The organism is Streptomyces griseoflavus (assembly GCF_014649995.1).
Classification (GTDB): domain Bacteria; phylum Actinomycetota; class Actinomycetes; order Streptomycetales; family Streptomycetaceae; genus Streptomyces; species Streptomyces griseoflavus.
In genome coordinates this window covers 216,780-236,765 of record NZ_BMUC01000008.1, presented here as the reverse complement: position 1 = coordinate 236,765, position 19,986 = coordinate 216,780, and the positions used below count along the sequence as shown (strand labels likewise).

Below are 19,986 nucleotides of genomic sequence, written 5' to 3'. Positions count from 1 at the left end.
GCCCCCGGGCGGCGCTCCCTACGGTTTCGGCACCTCCCCACCGAACCGAGGAGACGCCCCATGCCCCACCGACGCCTTTCCCGACGTACCAGAGCCGTGGGTGCCGCCGTCGCGGCCACGGCCGCGCTGCTCGGGGCCGGGGTCAGCGGCTCCGCGAGCGCGGGACCCGCCGCCCCCTCCGCCGCCCGGACCCTGCACACGGACGCCGCCCCGCCCGCCCTCCTCAGCGCCATGGAGCGCGACCTCGGCCTGGACCGCGCGCAGGCGCAACGCCGCCTGGCCAACGAGGCCGAGGCCGGAGCGACGGCCGGCCGACTCCGCGCGGCGCTGGGCGCCGACTTCGCGGGCGCCTGGGTCCACGGCCCCGAGTCCGGCACCCTGACCGTGGCCACGACGGACACCACCGACGTACGGACCGTCGAGGCGCAGGGCGCCCGGGCCGCCGTCGTGCGCCACACCCTGGCCGAGCTGGACGCGGCCAAGGCCCGCGTCGACCGGGCGGCACGGCACCACGACAGCGTCGACGCCCCCGTCTGGTACGTGGACGTCCGCACCAACCAGGTCGTCGTCCGGGCGGTACGCCCCGCCGCGGCCCACGCCCTGCTGGCGGCGGCCGGCGTCGACGCCTCCCTGGCCCGCGTCGAGAAGTCCGCCGACCGGCCCCGCCCGCTGTACGACCTGCGCGGCGGCGAGGCGTACTACATCAACAACAGCGGCCGCTGCTCCATCGGCTTCCCCGTCACCAAGGGAACCCAGCAGGGCTACGCCACGGCAGGCCACTGCGGACGGACCGGCAACAGCACCAGCGGCCACAACCGGGGCGCCCAGGGCACCTTCCAGGGCTCGGTCTTCCCCGGCCGGGACATGGCGTGGGTGGCCACCAACGCCCAGTGGACCGCCACGCCGTACGTGAAGGGCGCCGGCGGCCAGAACGTCCAGGTCACCGGGTCCGCGCAGGCCGCGGTCGGCGCCTCGATCTGCCGCTCCGGCTCCACCACCGGCTGGCACTGCGGCAGGATCGAGCAGCACAACTCCAGCGTGACCTATCCCGAGGGCACCATCACCGGCGTCACCCGGACCACGGTGTGCGCCGAACCCGGTGACTCGGGCGGCTCGTACATCTCCGGCAGCCAGGCGCAGGGCGTCACCTCGGGCGGCTCCGGCAACTGCGGCAGCGGCGGCACCACCTTCCACCAGCCGATCAACCCGCTGCTCCAGAACTACGGCCTCACCCTGAAGACGGCCGGCGACGACGACCCGCCCGGTGAGGAGCCCGGCGGCACCTGGTCCACGGGCACCGTCTACCAGGCCGGCGACACGGCCACCTACGGCGGCGCCACCTACCGCTGCCTCCAGACCCACCAGGCCCAGCCCGGCTGGGAACCCCCGAACGTCCCGGCCCTGTGGCAGCGCACCTGACCATCCCACCCAGGGGGACCCGAGCGGCCCCGGGCTCGCCTTCACGGCGCCCGCCCGGGGCCGCTTCGGCACCCCATCCGGATCCCCACAGCCGACGATCCGCTCCCGGTCCCCCTCGCCGACCTCGACACCCCGGTGACCGAGCAAGGCGAAGCCAGGGCCGGCTCGACATGTGCCACCCGCACTTGCCCGACTCTTCGCGCCATCGAGTGAACGCAACGCCGCCGAAGTTGACGCCGGCCGGCACAGCGAAAGGGCCCGCACGACCGAAGTCGTGCGGGCCCTCTCAGGTGCTCGCAGCAGGAGCTACCAGGTCAGATCAGCAAGCTCACTTGTTGATCTTGGTGACCTGGCCGGCGCCCACGGTCCGGCCACCCTCACGGATGGCGAACTTCAGGCCCTCCTCCATGGCGACGGGCTGGATGAGCTCCACCTTCATCTCGGTGTTGTCACCCGGCATGACCATCTCGGTGCCCTCGGGGAGGGTCACGACGCCGGTCACGTCCGTCGTACGGAAGTAGAACTGCGGGCGGTAGTTGTTGAAGAACGGGGTGTGACGACCACCCTCGTCCTTCGACAGGATGTAGGCCTGGGCCTCGAACTCGGTGTGCGGGGTGACCGAGCCCGGCTTGATGATGACCTGGCCGCGCTCGACGTCCTCGCGCTTGATGCCGCGGAGCAGCAGACCGACGTTCTCACCGGCCTGGCCCTCGTCGAGCAGCTTCCGGAACATCTCGATACCGGTGACCGTGGTGGTGGTCTTCTCGGTCTTGATGCCGATGATGTCGACGGTCTCGTTGACCTTGAGGATGCCGCGCTCGATACGACCGGTGACGACGGTGCCACGACCGGTGATCGTGAAGACGTCCTCGATCGGCATCAGGAACGGCTTGTCGACGTCACGCTCGGGCGACGGGATGGCCTCGTCCACGGCCTTCATCAGGTTGAGGACGGACTCACCCCACTCCTTGTCACCCTCGAGGGCCTTGAGCGCCGAGACCTTGACGACCGGAACGTCGTCGCCCGGGAACTCGTACTCGGAGAGGAGCTCACGGACCTCGAGCTCGACGAGCTCCAGGATCTCCTCGTCGTCCACCATGTCGGCCTTGTTCAGGGCGACGACGATGTACGGAACGCCGACCTGGCGGGCCAGGAGCACGTGCTCCTTGGTCTGCGGCATCGGGCCGTCGGTGGCGGCGACCACGAGGATGGCGCCGTCCATCTGCGCCGCACCCGTGATCATGTTCTTGATGTAGTCCGCGTGACCGGGGCAGTCGACGTGGGCGTAGTGACGCGACTCGGTCTGGTACTCGACGTGCGAGATCGAGATCGTGATACCGCGCTGGCGCTCTTCGGGAGCCTTGTCGATCTGGTCGAAGGCCGAGGCCTCGTTCAGGTCCGGGTACGCGTCGTGCAGCACCTTGGTAATGGCGGCCGTGAGGGTCGTCTTACCGTGGTCGATGTGACCGATGGTGCCGATGTTGACGTGCGGCTTAGTCCGCTCGAACTTCGCCTTCGCCACTGGGGTCCTCCTGTGGAGTGGTTCTGTACGCCTTACTTCATCGGCGCCAGGTGATCTTTGCTGGGAAACCCGGGCCCGGGGCATTCCACCAGGGTGGCGGCGGAATGCCCACTTGCAGGCTCCGGGGTCAAGCCTAAAGCGTGGAAGGGGGGTCCGTTAAACGGAGTCCCTTACTCGCCCTTGGCCTTCGCGATGATCTCCTCGGCGACGTTCCGCGGAACCTCGGCGTAGGAGTCGAACTGCATGGAGTAGCTGGCACGGCCGGACGTCTTGCTGCGCAGGTCGCCGACGTAACCGAACATCTCCGAGAGGGGCACGAGACCCTTCACGACGCGGGCACCGGCCCGCTCCTCCATGGCCTGGATCTGGCCACGGCGGGAGTTGATGTCGCCGATGACCTCACCCATGTAGTCCTCGGGCGTGGTGACCTCGACGGCCATCATCGGCTCGAGGAGCACGGGCGAAGCCTTCCGCGCGGCCTCCTTGAAGGCCTGCGAACCGGCGATCTTGAACGCGAGCTCGGAGGAGTCGACCTCGTGGTAGCCACCGTCGATGAGCGTGACGCGGACGCCCGTCATCTCGTAGCCGGCCAGGATGCCGAACTGCATGGCCTCCTGAGCACCGGCGTCGACCGAAGGGATGTACTCCTTCGGGATGCGGCCACCGGTCACCTTGTTCACGAACTCGTACGAGGCGTCGCCGCCCTCGATCGGCTCGATCGCGATCTGCACCTTGGCGAACTGACCGGTACCACCGGTCTGCTTCTTGTGGGTGTAGTCCACGCGCTCGACGGTCTTGCGAATCGTCTCACGGTAGGCGACCTGGGGCTTGCCGACGTTGGCCTCGACCTTGAACTCACGGCGCATACGGTCGACCAGCACCTCGAGGTGCAGCTCGCCCATACCACCGATGATGGTCTGGCCGGTCTCCTCGTCCGAGTGGACCTGGAAGGACGGGTCCTCCTCTGCCAGGCGCTGGATCGCGACGCCGAGCTTCTCCTGGTCGCCCTTCGACTTGGGCTCGATGGCGACCTGGATGACCGGCGCCGGGAAGTCCATGGACTCCAGGATGACCGGGCTCTTGTCGTCGGACAGCGTCTCACCGGTGGTGGTCTGCTTCAGACCCATGACGGCGACGATGTCGCCGGCGCCCACCGACTCGATCTCCTCACGCTTGTTGGCGTGCATGCGGTAGATCTTGCCGATGCGCTCCTTCTTGCCCTTCACGGAGTTCAGCACCGCGGTGCCGGACTCCAGGCGGCCCGAGTAGACCCGGACGAAGGTGAGCTTGCCGAGGTGCGGGTCGCTCATGATCTTGAAGGCGAGCGCGGCGAGCGGCTCGTCCTCCGACGGCTTGCGCGCGACGACCTTCTCCGCGTCCTTCGGGTCGTGGCCCTCGATGGCCTCGACGTCGAGCGGGGTCGGCAGGTAGCGCACGACCGCGTCGAGCAGGGGCTGAACGCCCTTGTTCTTGAACGCGGTGCCGCAGAACACGGGGGTGACGGTGGTCGCGTCGGCCTTGCCGGAGGCGATGGTGATGCGACGGACGGCCGCGTAGAGCTGCTCCACGGAGGGCTCGGTGCCCTCCAGGTACAGCTCCATCAGCTCCTCGTCGTTCTCCGCGACGGCCTCGAGCAGCTTGCCGCGGTACTCGTCGGCGAGCTCGGCGAGTTCCGCGGGGATGTCGACGGTGTCGTACATCTCGCCCTTGGTCGCCTCGGCGGACCAGACCAGAGCCTTCATCGTCACGAGGTCGATGACGCCCTTGAAGTCGGCCTCCGCGCCGATCGGCAGCTGCATGACCAGCGGCTGCGCGCCCAGGCGGTCGGAGATCATGCCGACGCAGCGGAGGAAGTCCGCACCGGTGCGGTCGAGCTTGTTCACGAAGCAGATACGCGGAACGCCGTAGCGGTCCGCCTGACGCCACACCGTCTCGGACTGCGGCTCGACACCGGCGACGCCGTCGAACACCGTCACGGCACCGTCCAGGACGCGCAGCGAACGCTCCACCTCTACGGTGAAGTCGACGTGCCCCGGGGTGTCGATGATGTTGATCGTGTAGTCGTTGTCCTCGAGCGGCCAGTGACAGGTGGTCGCAGCGGAGGTGATGGTGATACCACGCTCCTGCTCCTGCTCCATCCAGTCCATGGTCGCGGAGCCCTCGTGCGTCTCACCGATCTTGTAGGAGACGCCCGTGTAGAACAGGATCCGCTCGGTGGTGGTCGTCTTGCCCGCGTCGATGTGGGCCATGATCCCGATGTTGCGGACCTTGGCCAGGTCAAGTGAAGTGGTAGCCATAAGGCTTCAGTCTTCTCTCGGTCTCGATGTGGGTAGCGACTACCAGCGGTAGTGCGCGAAGGCCTTGTTGGACTCGGCCATCTTGTGCGTGTCCTCGCGCTTCTTCACAGCGGCGCCGAGGCCGTTGGAGGCGTCGAGAAGCTCGTTGAGCAGACGCTCGGTCATGGTCTTCTCGCGACGGGCGCGGGAGTAACCGACCAGCCAGCGCAGCGCCAGGGTGTTGGCACGACCGGGCTTGACCTCGATCGGAACCTGGTAGGTGGCGCCACCGACACGGCGGGACTTGACCTCGAGGGTCGGCTTGATGTTCTCCAGCGCGCGCTTCAGCGTGATGATCGGGTCGTTGCCCGTCTTCTCACGCAGGCCTTCCATGGCGCCGTAGACGATGCGCTCGGCGGTGGAACGCTTGCCGTTGAGCAGCACCTTGTTGATCAGGGAGGTCACCAGAGGAGAACCGTAGACCGGGTCGATGATGACCGGGCGCTTCGGGGCGGGGCCCTTACGAGGCATTCTTACTTCTCCTTCTTGGCGCCGTAACGGCTGCGAGCCTGCTTGCGGTTCTTGACACCCTGGGTGTCGAGCGAACCGCGGATGATCTTGTAGCGAACACCCGGCAGGTCCTTCACACGGCCGCCGCGCACGAGCACGATGGAGTGCTCCTGCAGGTTGTGTCCCTCACCCGGAATGTAGGCCGTGACCTCGATGCCGCTGGTCAGACGCACACGCGCGACCTTACGCAGGGCCGAGTTCGGCTTCTTCGGGGTGGTCGTGAAGACACGCGTGCAGACGCCACGGCGCTGAGGGGAACCCTCGAGTGCGGGCGTCTTGTTCTTTTCGACCTTGTCCTGCCGGCCCTTGCGGACCAGCTGCTGGATCGTAGGCACTACTTCTCCGGTTTCTGTGTGCCGATTGGTGAAGCTAACCTGGAACGTCACCGACCCACGCGGTCGGGTGTGTCGAATCCTGCGGACTCCCACCGCGAGGCAGAAGAAGGCGCTGAATCACGGTGGCCGTTGCAGACCTCCGGTGCGGTGTGATGGCACGCACGAAGGCCAGGGCACACCCCAGGCACAAGGTCTGAGCGTACCTACCTCACGGACTCCGGTCAAAACAAATGGAGTGCGGCCCGACACGCCGGACTTCTCCCCCTTCGCTCCGCCGGCTCCCGGAACCGCCCGGAGCGCCCTCCACGGGCGGGGTCAGGAGCCGCCCACCAGCGCGGCCAGCAGGACGAAGAAGCTGAGGAAGATGACCCACCCGGCGATCGACAGCCAGCCGAGGACCAGGCCGGTCAGGACGAAGCCGTCACCGGCCTCGCCGGTGCGGCGTATCTCCGACTGCGCCATGTGCCCGAGGATCACGGCCGGGAGCCCGGTGAGGCCGCCGGTGGCCACGGACAGGATGCCGCAGACCATCGAGGCGACCGCCTTGCCGTTGGTTCTCGGCACCGGCCGGGGCAGGAAGGTCGCCGGCACCGGCCCGGCGGCCGCCACCGGCTGCGGCATCGGGCCCTGGGGCAGATCGGCGACCAGCAGCGACAGCTCCGCCACCGTGCGGGCCGAGTAGGCCCGGGCGACCCGCTTCTCGAACTCGGGGTGGTCCAGCCTGCCCTCGCCGTACCCGGCCCGCAGGACGTCCACCGCACGCTCACGATCGGCGTGGGAGGCCAGCATCGACGGGGCGCCGGGCCCCTGCAGCGGGTTGCCCTGCCACGGAGTCGGGTACGACACGGCTGCCTCCCGGGGCCGGACCACTTCCCTGATCAGTCTTACACCCACTGGAACGCACCGTACCGGGAGTTTGGTTCCACCGGACCGCTCACCGCCTCACCACAACGCCGAGGGGCGGCCACCCCGTACGGAGTGACCGCCCCTCGGATCAAGCTGCCCGCTTACTGGTTGTACGGACCGTAGTCGTAGTCCTCCAGCGGAACGGCCTGGCCGGAGCCCGTGCCGAACGGCGAGTAGTCGATGTCGTCGTAGCCGACGGCCGAGTACATCGCGGCCTTGGCCTCCTCGGTCGGCTCGACCCGGATGTTGCGGTAGCGGGACAGACCCGTACCGGCCGGGATGAGCTTACCGATGATGACGTTCTCCTTGAGGCCGATGAGGCTGTCGGACTTGGCGTTGATCGCCGCGTCCGTCAGCACCCGGGTCGTCTCCTGGAAGGAGGCGGCCGACAGCCAGGACTCCGTCGCCAGCGAGGCCTTGGTGATACCCATCAGCTGCGGACGACCGGAGGCCGGGTGACCGCCCTCCTGGACCACACGACGGTTCTCGGTCTCGAACTTCGAACGCTCGACCAGCTCGCCGGGCAGCAGCTCGGCGTCGCCGGACTCGATGATCGTCACGCGGCGCAGCATCTGCCGGATGATGATCTCGATGTGCTTGTCGTGGATCGACACGCCCTGCGAGTTGTAGACCTTCTGGACCTCGCCGACCAGGTGGACCTGGACGGCACGCTGACCCAGGATGCGCAGCACGTCGTGCGGGTTGGTGGCACCCACGGTGAGCTGCTGGCCCACCTCGACGTGGTCGCCCTCGCCGACCAGGACCTTGGCACGCTTGGAGATCGGGAACGCCGTCTCGTCGCTGCCGTCGTCCGGGGTGACGACGAGCTTCTTGGTCTTCTCGGTCTCCTCGATCCGCACGCGGCCGGAGGCCTCGGAGATCGGGGCGACACCCTTCGGCGTACGGGCCTCGAAGAGCTCGACGACTCGGGGCAGACCCTGGGTGATGTCGTCACCGGCCACACCACCGGTGTGGAAGGTACGCATCGTCAGCTGGGTGCCGGGCTCACCGATGGACTGGGCGGCGATGATGCCGACCGCCTCACCGATGTCGACCAGCTTGCCGGTGGCCAGCGAACGGCCGTAGCACATCGCGCAGGTGCCGACGGCGGACTCGCAGGTCAGGACCGAGCGGGTCTTGACCTCCTCGACGCCGCGGGAGACGAGCTCCTCGATGAGGACGTCGCCCAGGTCGGTACCGGCCGGGGCCAGCACCTGACCGTCGACGACGATGTCCTCGGCGAGGCAGCGCGCGTACACCGAGGTCTCGACGTCGCCCTCCTTGCGGAGCACGCCCGTCTCGTCCCGGCTGGCGATCTTGAGGCGCAGACCGCGGTCGGTGCCGCAGTCCTCCTCGCGGATGATGACGTCCTGGGACACGTCGACCAGACGACGGGTGAGGTAACCCGAGTCGGCGGTACGCAGAGCGGTGTCCGCCAGACCCTTACGGGCACCGTGCGTGGAGATGAAGTACTCCAGCACGGACAGGCCCTCACGGAACGACGCCTTGATCGGACGCGGGATCGTCTCGTTCTTCGCGTTCGACACCAGACCACGCATACCGGCGATCTGACGCATCTGCATCATGTTGCCTCGTGCACCCGAGTTCACCATCATGAAGATCGGGTTGGTCTTCGGGAAGTTGTCGTTCATCGCCTCGGCGACCTCGTTGGTCGCCTTGGTCCAGATCGCGATGAGCTCCTGCGTGCGCTCGTCCTTGGTGATCAGACCGCGCTCGTACTGCTTCTGGACCTTCTCGTCCTGCGCCTCGTAGCCGCGGACGATCTCCTTCTTCGCCTCGGGAACGACGACGTCGGAGATGGCGACGGTGACGCCGGAGCGGGTGGCCCAGTAGAAGCCGGACGCCTTCAGGTTGTCGAGCGTCGCCGCCACGATGACCTTCGGGTAGCGCTCGGCGAGGTCGTTGACGATCTCCGAGAGCTGCTTCTTGCCGACCTCGTAGTCGACGAACGGGTAGTCCTCGGGCAGCAGCTCGTTGAAGAGCGCGCGGCCCAGGGTGGTGTTCAGCCGGAAGGGGTCACCCTGCTGCCACTCGCCCGCGGCGGAGCCGCTGTCGGACGCAGCGCCCTCCTCGCGCGTCGGCGGGGTCCAGCCGCGCGGCGGGATGGTGCCGACCGGGAAGCGGACGTCGATCCTCGACTGGAGCGACAGCTCGCCCGCGTCGAAGGCCATGATCGCCTCGGCGACCGAGGCGAAGGAACGGCCCTCGCCCTTGAGGTCGCGCATCTCGCCGTCGGTGGTGAGGAAGAACAGACCGAGGACCATGTCCTGGGTCGGCATCGTCACCGGGCGGCCGTCGGCCGGCTTGAGGATGTTGTTCGAGGACAGCATCAGGATGCGGGCCTCGGCCTGCGCCTCCGCGGACAGCGGCAGGTGCACGGCCATCTGGTCACCGTCGAAGTCCGCGTTGAACGCGGTGCAGACGAGCGGGTGGATCTGGATGGCCTTGCCCTCGACCAGCTGCGGCTCGAAGGCCTGGATGCCGAGGCGGTGCAGCGTGGGCGCACGGTTCAGCAGCACCGGGTGCTCGGCGATGACCTCTTCGAGGACGTCGTACACCACGGTGCGGCCGCGCTCGACCATGCGCTTGGCCGACTTGATGTTCTGCGCGTGGTTCAGGTCGACCAGGCGCTTCATCACGAACGGCTTGAACAGCTCCAGCGCCATCGCCTTCGGCAGACCGCACTGGTGCAGCTTGAGCTGCGGGCCGACGACGATCACGGAACGCGCGGAGTAGTCCACGCGCTTGCCGAGCAGGTTCTGACGGAAGCGGCCCTGCTTGCCCTTGAGCATGTCGGACAGCGACTTCAGCGGACGGTTGCCGGGGCCCGTCACCGGGCGGCCGCGGCGGCCGTTGTCGAAGAGCGCGTCGACGGCCTCCTGGAGCATGCGCTTCTCGTTGTTCACGATGATCTCGGGCGCGCCGAGGTCGAGAAGCCGCTTCAGGCGGTTGTTGCGGTTGATGACACGGCGGTACAGGTCGTTCAGGTCGGAGGTCGCGAAGCGGCCACCGTCCAGCTGCACCATCGGACGCAGGTCCGGCGGGATGACCGGCACGCAGTCGAGCACCATGCCCTTGGGGCTGTTGCTGGTCTGCAGGAACGCGGAGACGACCTTGAGGCGCTTGAGCGCACGGGTCTTCTTCTGGCCCTTGCCGGTGCGGATGATCTCGCGGAGACGCTCGGCCTCCTCGTCGAGGTCGAAGGACTCCAGGCGCTTCTGCAGCGCCGCGGCACCCATCGAACCGTCGAAGTACGTGCCGAAGCGGTCACGCAGCTCGCGGTAGAGCAGCTCGTCGCCCTCGAGGTCCTGGACCTTGAGGTTCTTGAACCGGCTCCACACCTCGTCGAGGCGGTCGATCTCGCGCTGCGCGCGGTCGCGCAGCTGCTTCATCTCGCGCTCGGCGCCCTCGCGCACCTTGCGGCGCACGTCGGCCTTGGCGCCCTCGGCCTCGAGCTCGGCGAGGTCGGTCTCGAGCTTCTTGGCGCGGGCCTCGAGGTCGGCGTCGCGGCGGTTCTCCACCTGCTGGCGCTCGACGGAGACGTGCGCCTCCAGCGAGGGCAGGTCGCGGGTGCGGCGCTCCTCGTCGACGTACGTGATCATGTACGCGGCGAAGTAGATGACCTTCTCGAGGTCCTTGGGAGCCAGGTCGAGCAGGTAGCCCAGCCGGCTCGGGACGCCCTTGAAGTACCAGATGTGCGTGACGGGGGCGGCGAGCTCGATGTGGCCCATCCGCTCACGGCGCACCTTGGCGCGCGTGACCTCGACGCCACAACGCTCACAGATGATGCCCTTGAAGCGGACGCGCTTGTACTTGCCGCAGTAGCACTCCCAGTCCCGGGTCGGACCGAAGATCTTCTCGCAGAAGAGTCCGTCCTTCTCGGGCTTGAGGGTGCGGTAGTTGATGGTCTCGGGCTTCTTGACCTCGCCGTGGCTCCACTGACGGATGTCGTCAGCGGTGGCCAGACCGATCCGGAGCTCGTCGAAGAAGTTGACGTCGAGCACTATGCGTCAATCCCTCTCAGGGTTGTAAGTCTTGGGGTCTGAAACGGGGGTCCTGGGGCGGGCGGCCCGGGGTTCACCGGGCCGCCCGACACCCGTCAGACCTCTTCGACGCTGCTCGGCTCGCGCCGGGACAGGTCGATGCCGAGCTCCTCCGCAGCGCGGAAGACGTCCTCGTCGGTGTCGCGCATCTCGATGGACATGCCGTCGCTGGACAGCACCTCCACGTTGAGGCACAGGGACTGCATCTCCTTGATGAGCACCTTGAAGGACTCGGGGATGCCGGGCTCGGGGATGTTCTCGCCCTTGACGATGGCCTCGTAGACCTTCACGCGGCCGGTGACGTCGTCGGACTTGATGGTCAGCAGCTCCTGGAGCGCGTAGGCGGCGCCGTACGCCTCGAGTGCCCACACCTCCATCTCGCCGAACCGCTGGCCACCGAACTGAGCCTTACCACCCAGCGGCTGCTGGGTGATCATGCTGTACGGGCCGGTCGAACGGGCGTGCAGCTTGTCGTCGACCAGGTGGTGCAGCTTGAGGATGTACATGTAGCCGACGGAGATCGGGTCCGGGAACGGCTCGCCCGAGCGGCCGTCGAACAGCCGCGCCTTGCCGGACGGGAGCACCATGCGCTCGCCGTCGCGGTTCGGGATGGTGTGCTGGAGCAGGCCCGCGAGCTCGTCCTCGCGCGCACCGTCGAACACCGGGGTGGCGACGTTGGTGCCGGGCTCGACCTTGTCGGCGCCGATGGCCTGGAGGCGCTCGGCCCACTCCTCCGCGAGACCGGAGACGTCCCAGCCGCGGCTGGCGAGCCAGCCGAGGTGGATCTCCAGGACCTGTCCCGGGTTCATTCGGGACGGCACACCCAGCGGGTTGAGGATGATGTCGACCGGGGTCCCGTCCTCGAGGAACGGCATGTCCTCGATGGGCAGGATCTTGGAGATGACGCCCTTGTTGCCGTGACGGCCGGCGAGCTTGTCACCGTCGGTGATCTTGCGCTTCTGCGCGACGTAGACGCGCACCAGCTGGTTGACACCGGGGGGAAGCTCGTCGCCCTCCTCGCGGTCGAAGACGCGCACGCCGATGACCTTGCCGGTCTCGCCGTGCGGCACCTTCAGCGAGGTGTCACGGACCTCACGGGCCTTCTCGCCGAAGATCGCGCGGAGCAGGCGCTCCTCGGGGGTCAGCTCGGTCTCACCCTTGGGCGTGACCTTGCCGACGAGGATGTCACCGGCGATGACCTCGGCACCGATGCGGATGATGCCGCGCTCGTCGAGGTCGGCGAGGACCTCCTCGGAGACGTTCGGGATGTCCCGGGTGATCTCCTCGGGGCCGAGCTTGGTGTCACGGGCGTCGACCTCGTGCTCCTCGATGTGGATCGAGGAGAGGACGTCGTCCTGCACGAGGCGCTGCGACAGGATGATCGCGTCCTCGTAGTTGTGACCCTCCCACGGCATGAACGCGACCAGCAGGTTCTTGCCGAGCGCCATCTCGCCGTTCTCGGTGGCCGGACCGTCGGCGAGGACCTGGCCCTCGATGATCCGGTCGCCCTCGGCGACGATGACCTTCTGGTTGACCGAGGTTCCCTGGTTGGACCGGGAGAACTTGGCGAGGCGGTACGTGATGTACGTGCCGTCGTCGTTGGCGGTGGTGATGTAGTCCGCGGAGACCTCCTGGACCACACCCGCCTTCTCGGCCTTGACCACGTCGCCGGCGTCGACGGCGGAGCGGTACTCCATGCCGGTGCCGACGAGCGGGGACTCGCTCTTGATGAGCGGCACGGCCTGACGCATCATGTTCGCGCCCATGAGGGCACGGTTGGCGTCGTCGTGCTCGAGGAACGGGATCATGGCGGTCGCGACCGACACCATCTGGCGCGGCGAGACGTCCATGTAGTCGACCTCGTCACCGGGGACGTAGTCGACCTCGCCGCCGCGGCGGCGGACCAGGATGCGGTTCTCGACGAAGCGCATCTCGTCACTGAGCGGCGCGTTGGCCTGCGCGATGACGAAGCGGTCCTCCTCGTCGGCGGTCAGGTAGTCCACCTCGTCGGTGACCTGGCCGTCGACGACCTTGCGGTACGGCGTCTCGATGAAACCGAAGGGGTTGATCCGCCCGTAGGAGGCGAGCGAGCCGATCAGACCGATGTTCGGGCCTTCGGGCGTCTCGATCGGGCACATGCGGCCGTAGTGCGAGGGGTGCACGTCACGGACCTCGAAGCCGGCCCGCTCACGGGAGAGACCACCCGGGCCGAGCGCGTTGAGACGACGCTTGTGCGTCAGGCCCGACAGCGGGTTGTTCTGGTCCATGAACTGGGACAGCTGGCTGGTGCCGAAGAACTCCTTGATGGAGGCGACGACCGGCCGGATGTTGATCAGGGTCTGCGGCGTGATCGCCTCGACGTCCTGGGTGGTCATGCGCTCGCGCACGACGCGCTCCATACGGGCGAGACCCGTGCGGACCTGGTTCTGGATCAGCTCGCCGACGTTGCGGATGCGGCGGTTGCCGAAGTGGTCGATGTCGTCGGTCTCGACGATGATCGAACGCCCGGACTCGCCGACCGTCTCGGTCTCACCGGCGTGCAGCTTCACCAGGTACTTGATGGTGGCGATGACGTCGTCGGTGGTGAGCACGCCGGCGTCCAGCGGCTCGTCCCCGCCGAGCTTCTTGTTGACCTTGTAGCGGCCGACCTTGGCCAGGTCGTAGCGCTTGGGGTTGAAGTAGAGGTTCTCGAGCAGCGTCTGCGCGGCCTCACGCGTGGGGGGCTCGCCCGGGCGCAGCTTGCGGTAGATGTCGAGCAGCGCGTCGTCCTGGCCCTGGGTGTGGTCCTTCTCCAGGGTGGCGCGCATGGACTCGTACTCGCCGAACTCCTCGAGGATCTGCTCGGTGGTCCAGCCGAGCGCCTTCAGGAGGACGGTGACGGACTGCTTGCGCTTGCGGTCGATGCGCACACCGACCATGTCGCGCTTGTCGATCTCCATCTCCAGCCAGGCACCCCGGGAGGGGATGATCTTGGCGGAGAAGATGTCCTTGTCGGACGTCTTGTCGATGGAGGAGTCGAAGTAAACGCCCGGCGAGCGGACCAGCTGGGACACCACGACACGCTCGGTGCCGTTGATGACGAAGGTGCCCTTGTTCGTCATGAGCGGGAAGTCGCCCATGAAGACGGTCTGGGACTTGATCTCGCCGGTCTCGTTGTTGGTGAACTCGGCGGTGACGAAGAGCGGGGCGGCGTACGTGAAGTCGCGCTCCTTGCACTCGTCGATGGAGTTCTTCGGCGGCTCGAAGCGGTGGTCGCGGAAGGTCAGCGACATCGACCCGGAGAAGTCCTCGATCGGCGAGATCTCCTCGAAGATCTCCTCCAGACCGGACTTGGTGGGGACGTCCTGCCCGTTCTCGAGAGCCTCCTCGACCCGACTCTGCCAGGCGGTGTTGCCGAGCAGCCAGTCGAAGCTCTCGGTCTGCAGCGCGAGCAGGTTCGGAACCTCGAGAGGCTCCTTGATCTTTGCAAAGGAGATGCGCAGCGGGGCGGTGCTGGCGCCGTTGTTCGTATTCGCGGTCGAGGCGTTGCGCGAGGCGGCCAAGAGGGGGTCCTTCCGAGGGCTCGGACTCACTACGCGCGTACCGGCCCCCCACTGTGCGCGGTGACAGATTCGTCTGATGGGGCCCAAAAGCCCAGGTCAGAGATCATCTGGTCATCGGTGCTCGAGTGAGGGCATGCCCCTGGTGACGGGCAGGGGACAGCTAACAGGCAGCGCAAAGGGTCAGTGTAGCCACTTGGCACACTGATGTCCAGTGCGGTGTACGAGACCGGGTGGTGGCCCTCGTTGTCATCAACTCCTGCGACAAGGCGCTGCCCTCAACGCACCGTGATACTGCCCTCTTTGCCGTCGATCCATGCCTCGGATTCGGATCGTTGTGACGACGCGTCCTGAGAATTGCGCGCTGCGTGCGGTTCGTCAAGGCCCCCCTTGCCCGAGCCGCCTGCCACGAGGTGATTCTTCGCGCCCCTCGGAGGCACAACGAAGATCACCATACCTCCCGCCGTCCCGGGGGCAAGGCAGCCGTCGCCGGACCCCCCGTACGCCGAAGAGCGACCACCCGGATGGATGATCGCTCTTCGGTGCTTGAGCGTTACACGCCCCGTGGGACGCGCTGCGGATCCCGTGGGATCCGCGAGGTCTTACTTGACCTCGACGGAGGCGCCGGCGCCCTTGAGGGACTCGGCGGCCTTCTCGGCCTGCTCCTTGTTGACCTTCTCCAGGACCGGCTTCGGGGTGCCGTCGACGAGGTCCTTGGCCTCCTTCAGACCCAGCGAGGTCAGCTCACGCACGACCTTGATGACCTGGATCTTCTTCTCGCCGGCGCCGGTGAGGATGACGTCGAACTCGTCCTTCTCGGCCTCGGCCTCGGCCGGGGCGGCAGCGGCGGCCGGGGCGGCGGCGACGGCCGCGGCGGCGGTGACGTCGAACTTCTCCTCGAAGGCCTTCACGAACTCGGAGAGCTCGATGAGGGTCATCTCCTCGAACTGGGCGAGCAGGTCTTCCTGGCTGAGCTTCGCCATGATGGCGGTCCTTCCACTAATTCGGCAGGTGCCGGATGTACGGGGTGAGGCGGGCGTACGTCGGGCCCGCTGCGACCCTCGCCGCTAGGCGGCCAGGGTCAGGAAGCGAGCCGAATTACTCGGCACCGCCCTGCTCGTCCTGCTTGGCACGGAGCGCGTCCACGGTGCGGACGAGCTTCGAGGGGAGCGCCTGGAAGAGCTGAGCAGTCTGCGTCTGCTTGCCCTTGAAGGCACCCGCCAGCTTGGCGAGCAGAACCTCGCGGGACTCGAGGTCCGCGAGCTTCTTGATCTCGTCGGCGGACATCGCCTTGCCATCAAGGACACCGCCCTTGATGACGAGATTCGGGTTGTCCTTGGCGAAGTCACGAAGACCCTTCGCCGACTCCACCGGGTCACCGGTGACGAAGGCGACCGCCGTCGGGCCAGCGAAGAGCTGGTCGTCGAGCGTGATCCCGGCCTCGTTGGCCGCAATCTTGGTCAGCGTGTTCTTCACCACGGCGTACTGGGCGTTCTCACCGAGCGAACGACGCAGCGTCTTGAGCTGCGCCACGGTGAGACCGCGGTACTCGGTCAGCACGGCGGCGTTGGAGCTGCGGAACTTGTCCGTCAGCTCGGCAACCGCGGCAGCCTTGTCGGGCCTCGCCATAGAGCCTCGGCCTCCTTCCGGGTGATTCGGACCGCGCGGACCCGAAGGAGGACTGGGGAAAACGAAACGCCCCGGGCGCAGGCGCACGGGGCGTAGCTCAACCGGTCTTTCGCATCCTCGCGGCAGCGAACTCCGGGAACTCTTCCACTGACACCTGCGCGGGTCGTCCGCAGTTCAGCGGATCCTTCGGCCACCGCACCCTCTGACGGGGGCACGGCAACGACCAGCGGTCTTTGGCTTCCGTGGAAGAGTACGCGAACGGATCGGCGTGGAGCAAATCGGCCGACCGGCCGGCCCCGGCGAGACCGGGGCCGGCGAGCCGGGCAGGGACGTCAGGCGCCCGCGCCCAGGTCCTCCAGCTCCTTCATCATCTCCATGAAGTCGAAGGTGTCCTTGGCCGGCGGGGCCTCGACCTCGGCAGCGGCGCCGTAGTCGGAGTAGTGGGCCGTCATGTTCATCGTGCCCTGGTCCATCTGCATGCCGACGACCATCTTGGCCGGGTAGTTGTCCTCGTTGACCCAGATCTCGGTGTCGTAGCCCTTCAGGCCCGTCTTCTTCATGTTGGCGACGAGCTGCTCGCGCTCCTCGTCGGTGAACGCGCCCTCGAGCCCCTTGTTCGCGTCGAGCATCTCCTCGATGGTCAGGGTGCCCTTGTAGTGCTGCGTCTGGACGCCGTCGACCTTCTCCGGGCCCACGTGCTTCAGGCTCTTGGACTCGAGCAGCAGGGCGAGCTGCTGCGCCGGGTCCTGGTTCATGTTCTCCATGCCGCCGGTCATCTGCTTCTGGATCTCCGGGTCACCGGAGGCCTCGGCGATGGCGCCGAAGTCCATCTTCATCCAGCGCTTGCCGTCCATCTCGGCGGCCTGCTCCGCGCCCATGTCCATGTACATGGCGCTGTCCAGCATGATCATGCGGATCTGCTCGGGCGCGTCCGGGTCGCCCGCCGTGAGGGCGGAGCCCTTCATGGTGACGTCCATGACGGCCGGGTCCCAACCCTGCACGCCGGACATCTCCATGGTGCCGCCGCCGTCCAGTCCGGCCGGCATCGTCATGGTCATCCGCACCTTGGAGGACTTGGCCTCCGACGTCTTCTTGAAGGCGGCCTGCAGGACCTTCGTCATCTCGTTCTGCGTCTGGACACCGCTCTGCGCGGAGTCCGCGGCCTTCTTCTTGCCGTCCCCGTCGCCGTCCCCGCCGCATCCCGCGACGCCCGCGACGACGGCCGCGGCCGTCAGACAGACACCCACGCGCTTCCAAGCGGCCATGGCCATGAATCCCACCCCTGGTTGTTTCTCTGTGCTACGTCTGTGAAGTCAAGGGAACGGTAACCCACCCGGCTGACACTGTCGTACGAAAAAGCCCGTCCCCGGGCCTCCGGGAGGCTCGGGGACGGGCTTTCAGGCGTGCGCGGACCGGCAGGGCCGGTCACCCGGCTCAGACGGCGGCCGGGTCCTCCTCGACGAGGAGGTTGCGGGTGCGGTTCGGGTCGAGCGGAATGCCGGGGCCCATCGTGGTGGTGATGGCGGCCTTCTTGATGTAGCGACCCTTGGCGGCGGACGGCTTCAGACGGAGGATCTCCTCCAGCGCCGCGCCGTAGTTCTCCACCAGCTTGGCGTCGTCGAACGACGTCTTGCCGATGATGAAGTGCAGGTTCGAGTGCTTGTCGACGCGGAACTCGATCTTGCCGCCCTTGATGTCGTTGACGGCCTTGGTGACGTCCGGGGTCACGGTGCCGGTCTTCGGGTTCGGCATCAGACCACGGGGACCGAGCACGCGGCCGAGGCGGCCGACCTTGCCCATGAGGTCCGGGGTGGCGACGACGGCGTCGAAGTCCAGACGACCCTTCGACACCTCGTCGATCAGCTCGTCGGCGCCGACGATGTCGGCGCCCGCGGCACGCGCGGCCTCGGCACGGTCACCGGTCGCGAAGACCAGGACCCGGGCGGTCTTGCCGGTGCCGTGCGGGAGGTTCACGGTGCCACGGACCATCTGGTCGGCCTTGCGCGGGTCGACACCCAGGCGGAAGGCGACCTCGACGGTGCCGTCGAACTTGGTCGTGGACGTCTCCTTGGCGAGACGGACGGCCTCGAGCGGGGCGTACAGCTTCTCCCGGTCGATCTTGGCGTCCGCAGCGCGGAGAGACTTGCTGCGCTTGCTCACTGAAAGCTCCTGTGGAATCTGAGGAGTCGTGGTCCGGGCCGAGCCGGCCCTTCCACTACTGCTTGGCTTACGGAGGTGGAGGTCAGCCCTCGACCGTGACGCCCATGGAACGGGCGGTGCCGGCGATGATCTTCTCGGCGGCGTCCAGGTCGTTGGCGTTGAGGTCGGGCATCTTGGTGGTGGCGATCTCACGGACCTGGTCACGCGTGATCTTCGCGACCTTGGTCTTGTGCGGCTCGCCGGAGCCCTTCTCCACACCCGCGGCCTTGAGGATCATCTTGGCGGCCGGCGGGGTCTTGGTGATGAAGGTGAAGGAACGGTCCTCGTAGACCGTGATCTCCACCGGGATGACCCAGCCGCGCTGCGACTCGGTCGCGGCGTTGTAGGCCTTGCAGAACTCCATGATGTTGACGCCGTGCTGGCCCAGCGCGGGACCGACCGGCGGGGCCGGGTTCGCGGCACCGGCCTGGATCTGGAGCTTGATGAGCCCCGTGACCTTCTTCTTCTTGGGAGGCATGGCTCTCCGGGTCCTTTCGATTCGGGTCCTGCCCACGTCATGGGGACAACCCGGACGCAGGCATACCGCACAACGATAACGGGTATAGATGCGCGGCCAAAACCGAGCAGGTCAGACAAACGCGCGAGCGTTCGCCTGACCTGCGCGGAAGCTGTGTACCAGCCGTTCCAGAAGGGCTAGTTCTTCTGGATCTGGTCGAAGGAGAGCTCGACCGGCGTCTCCCGGCCGAAGATCTCCACCAGGCCCTTGACCTTCTTGGAGTCGGGGTTGATCTCGTTGATGGTCGCCTGGAGCGTGGCGAACGGGCCGTCGGTGACGGTGACCGAGTCGCCGACCTCGAAGTCCAGCACCTGGACCTCGACCTTGCGCTGCGGCGCCGGCTTGCCCTCGGCCTCGGCGGCCTCGCGGGCGGCCTTCTCCTCGGCCTCCGGGGCGAGCATCTTGACGATCTCGTCCAGCGTCAGCGGGTACGGGTCGTAGGCGTTGCCCACGAAGCCGGTGACGCCGGGGGTGTTGCGGACGACGCCCCAGGACTCGTTCGTCAGGTCCATGCGGACCAGGACGTAGCCCGGGAGCTTGTTCTGCTTGATCGTCTTGCGGTCGCCGTTCTTGATCTGGACGACCTCTTCCTGCGGCACCTCGGCCTGGAAGATGTAGTCCTCGACGTTCAGCGAGACGGCGCGCTGCTCCAGGTTGGTCTTCACCCGGTTCTCGTAGCCCGCGTAGGTGTGGATGACGTACCACTCGCCGGGCAGGGTGCGCAGTTCCTCGCGGAGCTTCTCGACCGGGTCGCGGTCGTCCTCGGGCTCTTCGGCCTCCTCGGCCGCTTCCGCGGTCTCGGAGGTCTCGTCCTCGGGGGACTCGTCCGCGTCGGCGGACTCCTCCGCGCCGGTGTCGGCAGCCTCGGCCTCGGCGGAGGCCTCGGTGTCCTCGACGTCCGCGTCCTTGACGGCGGCGAGCGCGTCCTCGGCGGACTCGGCCCCTTCGCCATGAGGCTCGACGGCGTCGTTCACGTTCGGGTCAGACACGGTGGCTGCTTCTTCCTGGAT

General features: G+C 67.4%; 14 protein-coding genes. 1 reads left to right on the top strand and 13 read right to left on the bottom strand.

Translation table 11 applies throughout. The features are described from left to right. Positions 1–60 precede the first annotated feature (60 nt). A complete protein-coding gene (locus IE172_RS18650) occupies positions 61–1,419 on the top strand; it encodes an alpha-lytic protease prodomain-containing protein (protein ID WP_190098369.1) in 1,359 nt (452 codons plus the stop codon). A 328-nt stretch (positions 1,420–1,747) separates the two neighbouring features. On the opposite strand, the gene tuf is transcribed toward IE172_RS18650, so the two are convergent. The 13 genes from tuf to nusG form a co-directional block, all read right to left on the bottom strand. Beyond that, positions 1,748–2,941, bottom strand: coding sequence for an elongation factor Tu (gene tuf, locus IE172_RS18645; protein ID WP_190098368.1), 1,194 nt, complete (start codon positions 2,939–2,941; stop codon positions 1,748–1,750). Positions 2,942–3,111: 170 nt separating this feature from the next. Then, on the bottom strand, positions 3,112–5,238 hold the full coding sequence (fusA, locus tag IE172_RS18640) for an elongation factor G (RefSeq protein WP_190098367.1): 2,127 nt from the start codon (positions 5,236–5,238) through the stop codon (positions 3,112–3,114). A gap of 39 nt (positions 5,239–5,277) precedes the next feature. Continuing rightward, positions 5,278–5,748: a 30S ribosomal protein S7 gene (gene rpsG, locus IE172_RS18635; RefSeq protein WP_003992340.1), complete on the bottom strand. Its 471-nt coding sequence runs from the start codon at positions 5,746–5,748 to the stop codon at positions 5,278–5,280. Between the two features lie 2 nt (positions 5,749–5,750). Then, positions 5,751–6,122, bottom strand: coding sequence for a 30S ribosomal protein S12 (rpsL, locus tag IE172_RS18630; RefSeq protein WP_003948652.1), 372 nt, complete (start codon positions 6,120–6,122; stop codon positions 5,751–5,753). A 315-nt stretch (positions 6,123–6,437) separates the two neighbouring features. Further along, a complete protein-coding gene (locus tag IE172_RS18625; protein WP_190098366.1) occupies positions 6,438–6,968 on the bottom strand; it encodes a DUF1707 and DUF4190 domain-containing protein in 531 nt (176 codons plus the stop codon). Between the two features lie 161 nt (positions 6,969–7,129). After that, positions 7,130–11,053: a DNA-directed RNA polymerase subunit beta' gene (locus IE172_RS18620; RefSeq protein ID WP_190098365.1), complete on the bottom strand. Its 3,924-nt coding sequence runs from the start codon at positions 11,051–11,053 to the stop codon at positions 7,130–7,132. A gap of 95 nt (positions 11,054–11,148) precedes the next feature. Then, positions 11,149–14,634, bottom strand: coding sequence for a DNA-directed RNA polymerase subunit beta (rpoB, locus tag IE172_RS18615; protein WP_190098364.1), 3,486 nt, complete (start codon positions 14,632–14,634; stop codon positions 11,149–11,151). 599 nt (positions 14,635–15,233) lie between these two features. After that, entirely contained in the window at positions 15,234–15,614 is a 381-nt protein-coding gene (gene rplL / locus IE172_RS18610) for a 50S ribosomal protein L7/L12 (RefSeq protein WP_190098363.1), read from the bottom strand. A 115-nt stretch (positions 15,615–15,729) separates the two neighbouring features. After that, the gene (gene rplJ / locus IE172_RS18605) at positions 15,730–16,260 is read right to left on the bottom strand and encodes a 50S ribosomal protein L10 (protein WP_030823469.1); all 531 of its coding nucleotides are present in this window, start codon (positions 16,258–16,260) and stop codon (positions 15,730–15,732) included. A gap of 332 nt (positions 16,261–16,592) precedes the next feature. Then, positions 16,593–17,531 carry an SCO4651 family lipoprotein gene (locus IE172_RS18600; RefSeq protein WP_190098362.1) on the bottom strand — a complete coding sequence of 313 codons (939 nt, stop codon included), beginning with the start codon at positions 17,529–17,531 and terminating at the stop codon, positions 16,593–16,595. 163 nt (positions 17,532–17,694) lie between these two features. Continuing rightward, the gene (gene rplA / locus IE172_RS18595; protein WP_030860891.1) at positions 17,695–18,420 is read right to left on the bottom strand and encodes a 50S ribosomal protein L1; all 726 of its coding nucleotides are present in this window, start codon (positions 18,418–18,420) and stop codon (positions 17,695–17,697) included. A gap of 82 nt (positions 18,421–18,502) precedes the next feature. Beyond that, positions 18,503–18,937, bottom strand: coding sequence for a 50S ribosomal protein L11 (gene rplK, locus IE172_RS18590; RefSeq protein ID WP_006130605.1), 435 nt, complete (start codon positions 18,935–18,937; stop codon positions 18,503–18,505). A 176-nt stretch (positions 18,938–19,113) separates the two neighbouring features. Further along, on the bottom strand, positions 19,114–19,965 hold the full coding sequence (gene nusG, locus IE172_RS18585; RefSeq protein WP_190098361.1) for a transcription termination/antitermination protein NusG: 852 nt from the start codon (positions 19,963–19,965) through the stop codon (positions 19,114–19,116). Positions 19,966–19,986: the final 21 nt, after the last annotated feature.

What these genes read in the sequence shown, in the direction of transcription:
- IE172_RS18650 (WP_190098369.1), top strand. Translation starts at nt 61, where the DNA reads ATGCCCCACCGACGCCTTTCCCGACGTACCAGAGCCGTGGGTGCCGCC.
- fusA (WP_190098367.1), bottom strand. Translation starts at nt 5,238, where the DNA reads ATGGCTACCACTTCACTTGACCTGGCCAAGGTCCGCAACATCGGGATC.
- rpsG (WP_003992340.1), bottom strand. Translation starts at nt 5,748, where the DNA reads ATGCCTCGTAAGGGCCCCGCCCCGAAGCGCCCGGTCATCATCGACCCG.
- rplL (WP_190098363.1), bottom strand. Translation starts at nt 15,614, where the DNA reads ATGGCGAAGCTCAGCCAGGAAGACCTGCTCGCCCAGTTCGAGGAGATG.
- rplJ (WP_030823469.1), bottom strand. Translation starts at nt 16,260, where the DNA reads ATGGCGAGGCCCGACAAGGCTGCCGCGGTTGCCGAGCTGACGGACAAG.
- IE172_RS18600 (WP_190098362.1), bottom strand. Translation starts at nt 17,531, where the DNA reads ATGGCCATGGCCGCTTGGAAGCGCGTGGGTGTCTGTCTGACGGCCGCG.
- rplK (WP_006130605.1), bottom strand. Translation starts at nt 18,937, where the DNA reads ATGCCTCCCAAGAAGAAGAAGGTCACGGGGCTCATCAAGCTCCAGATC.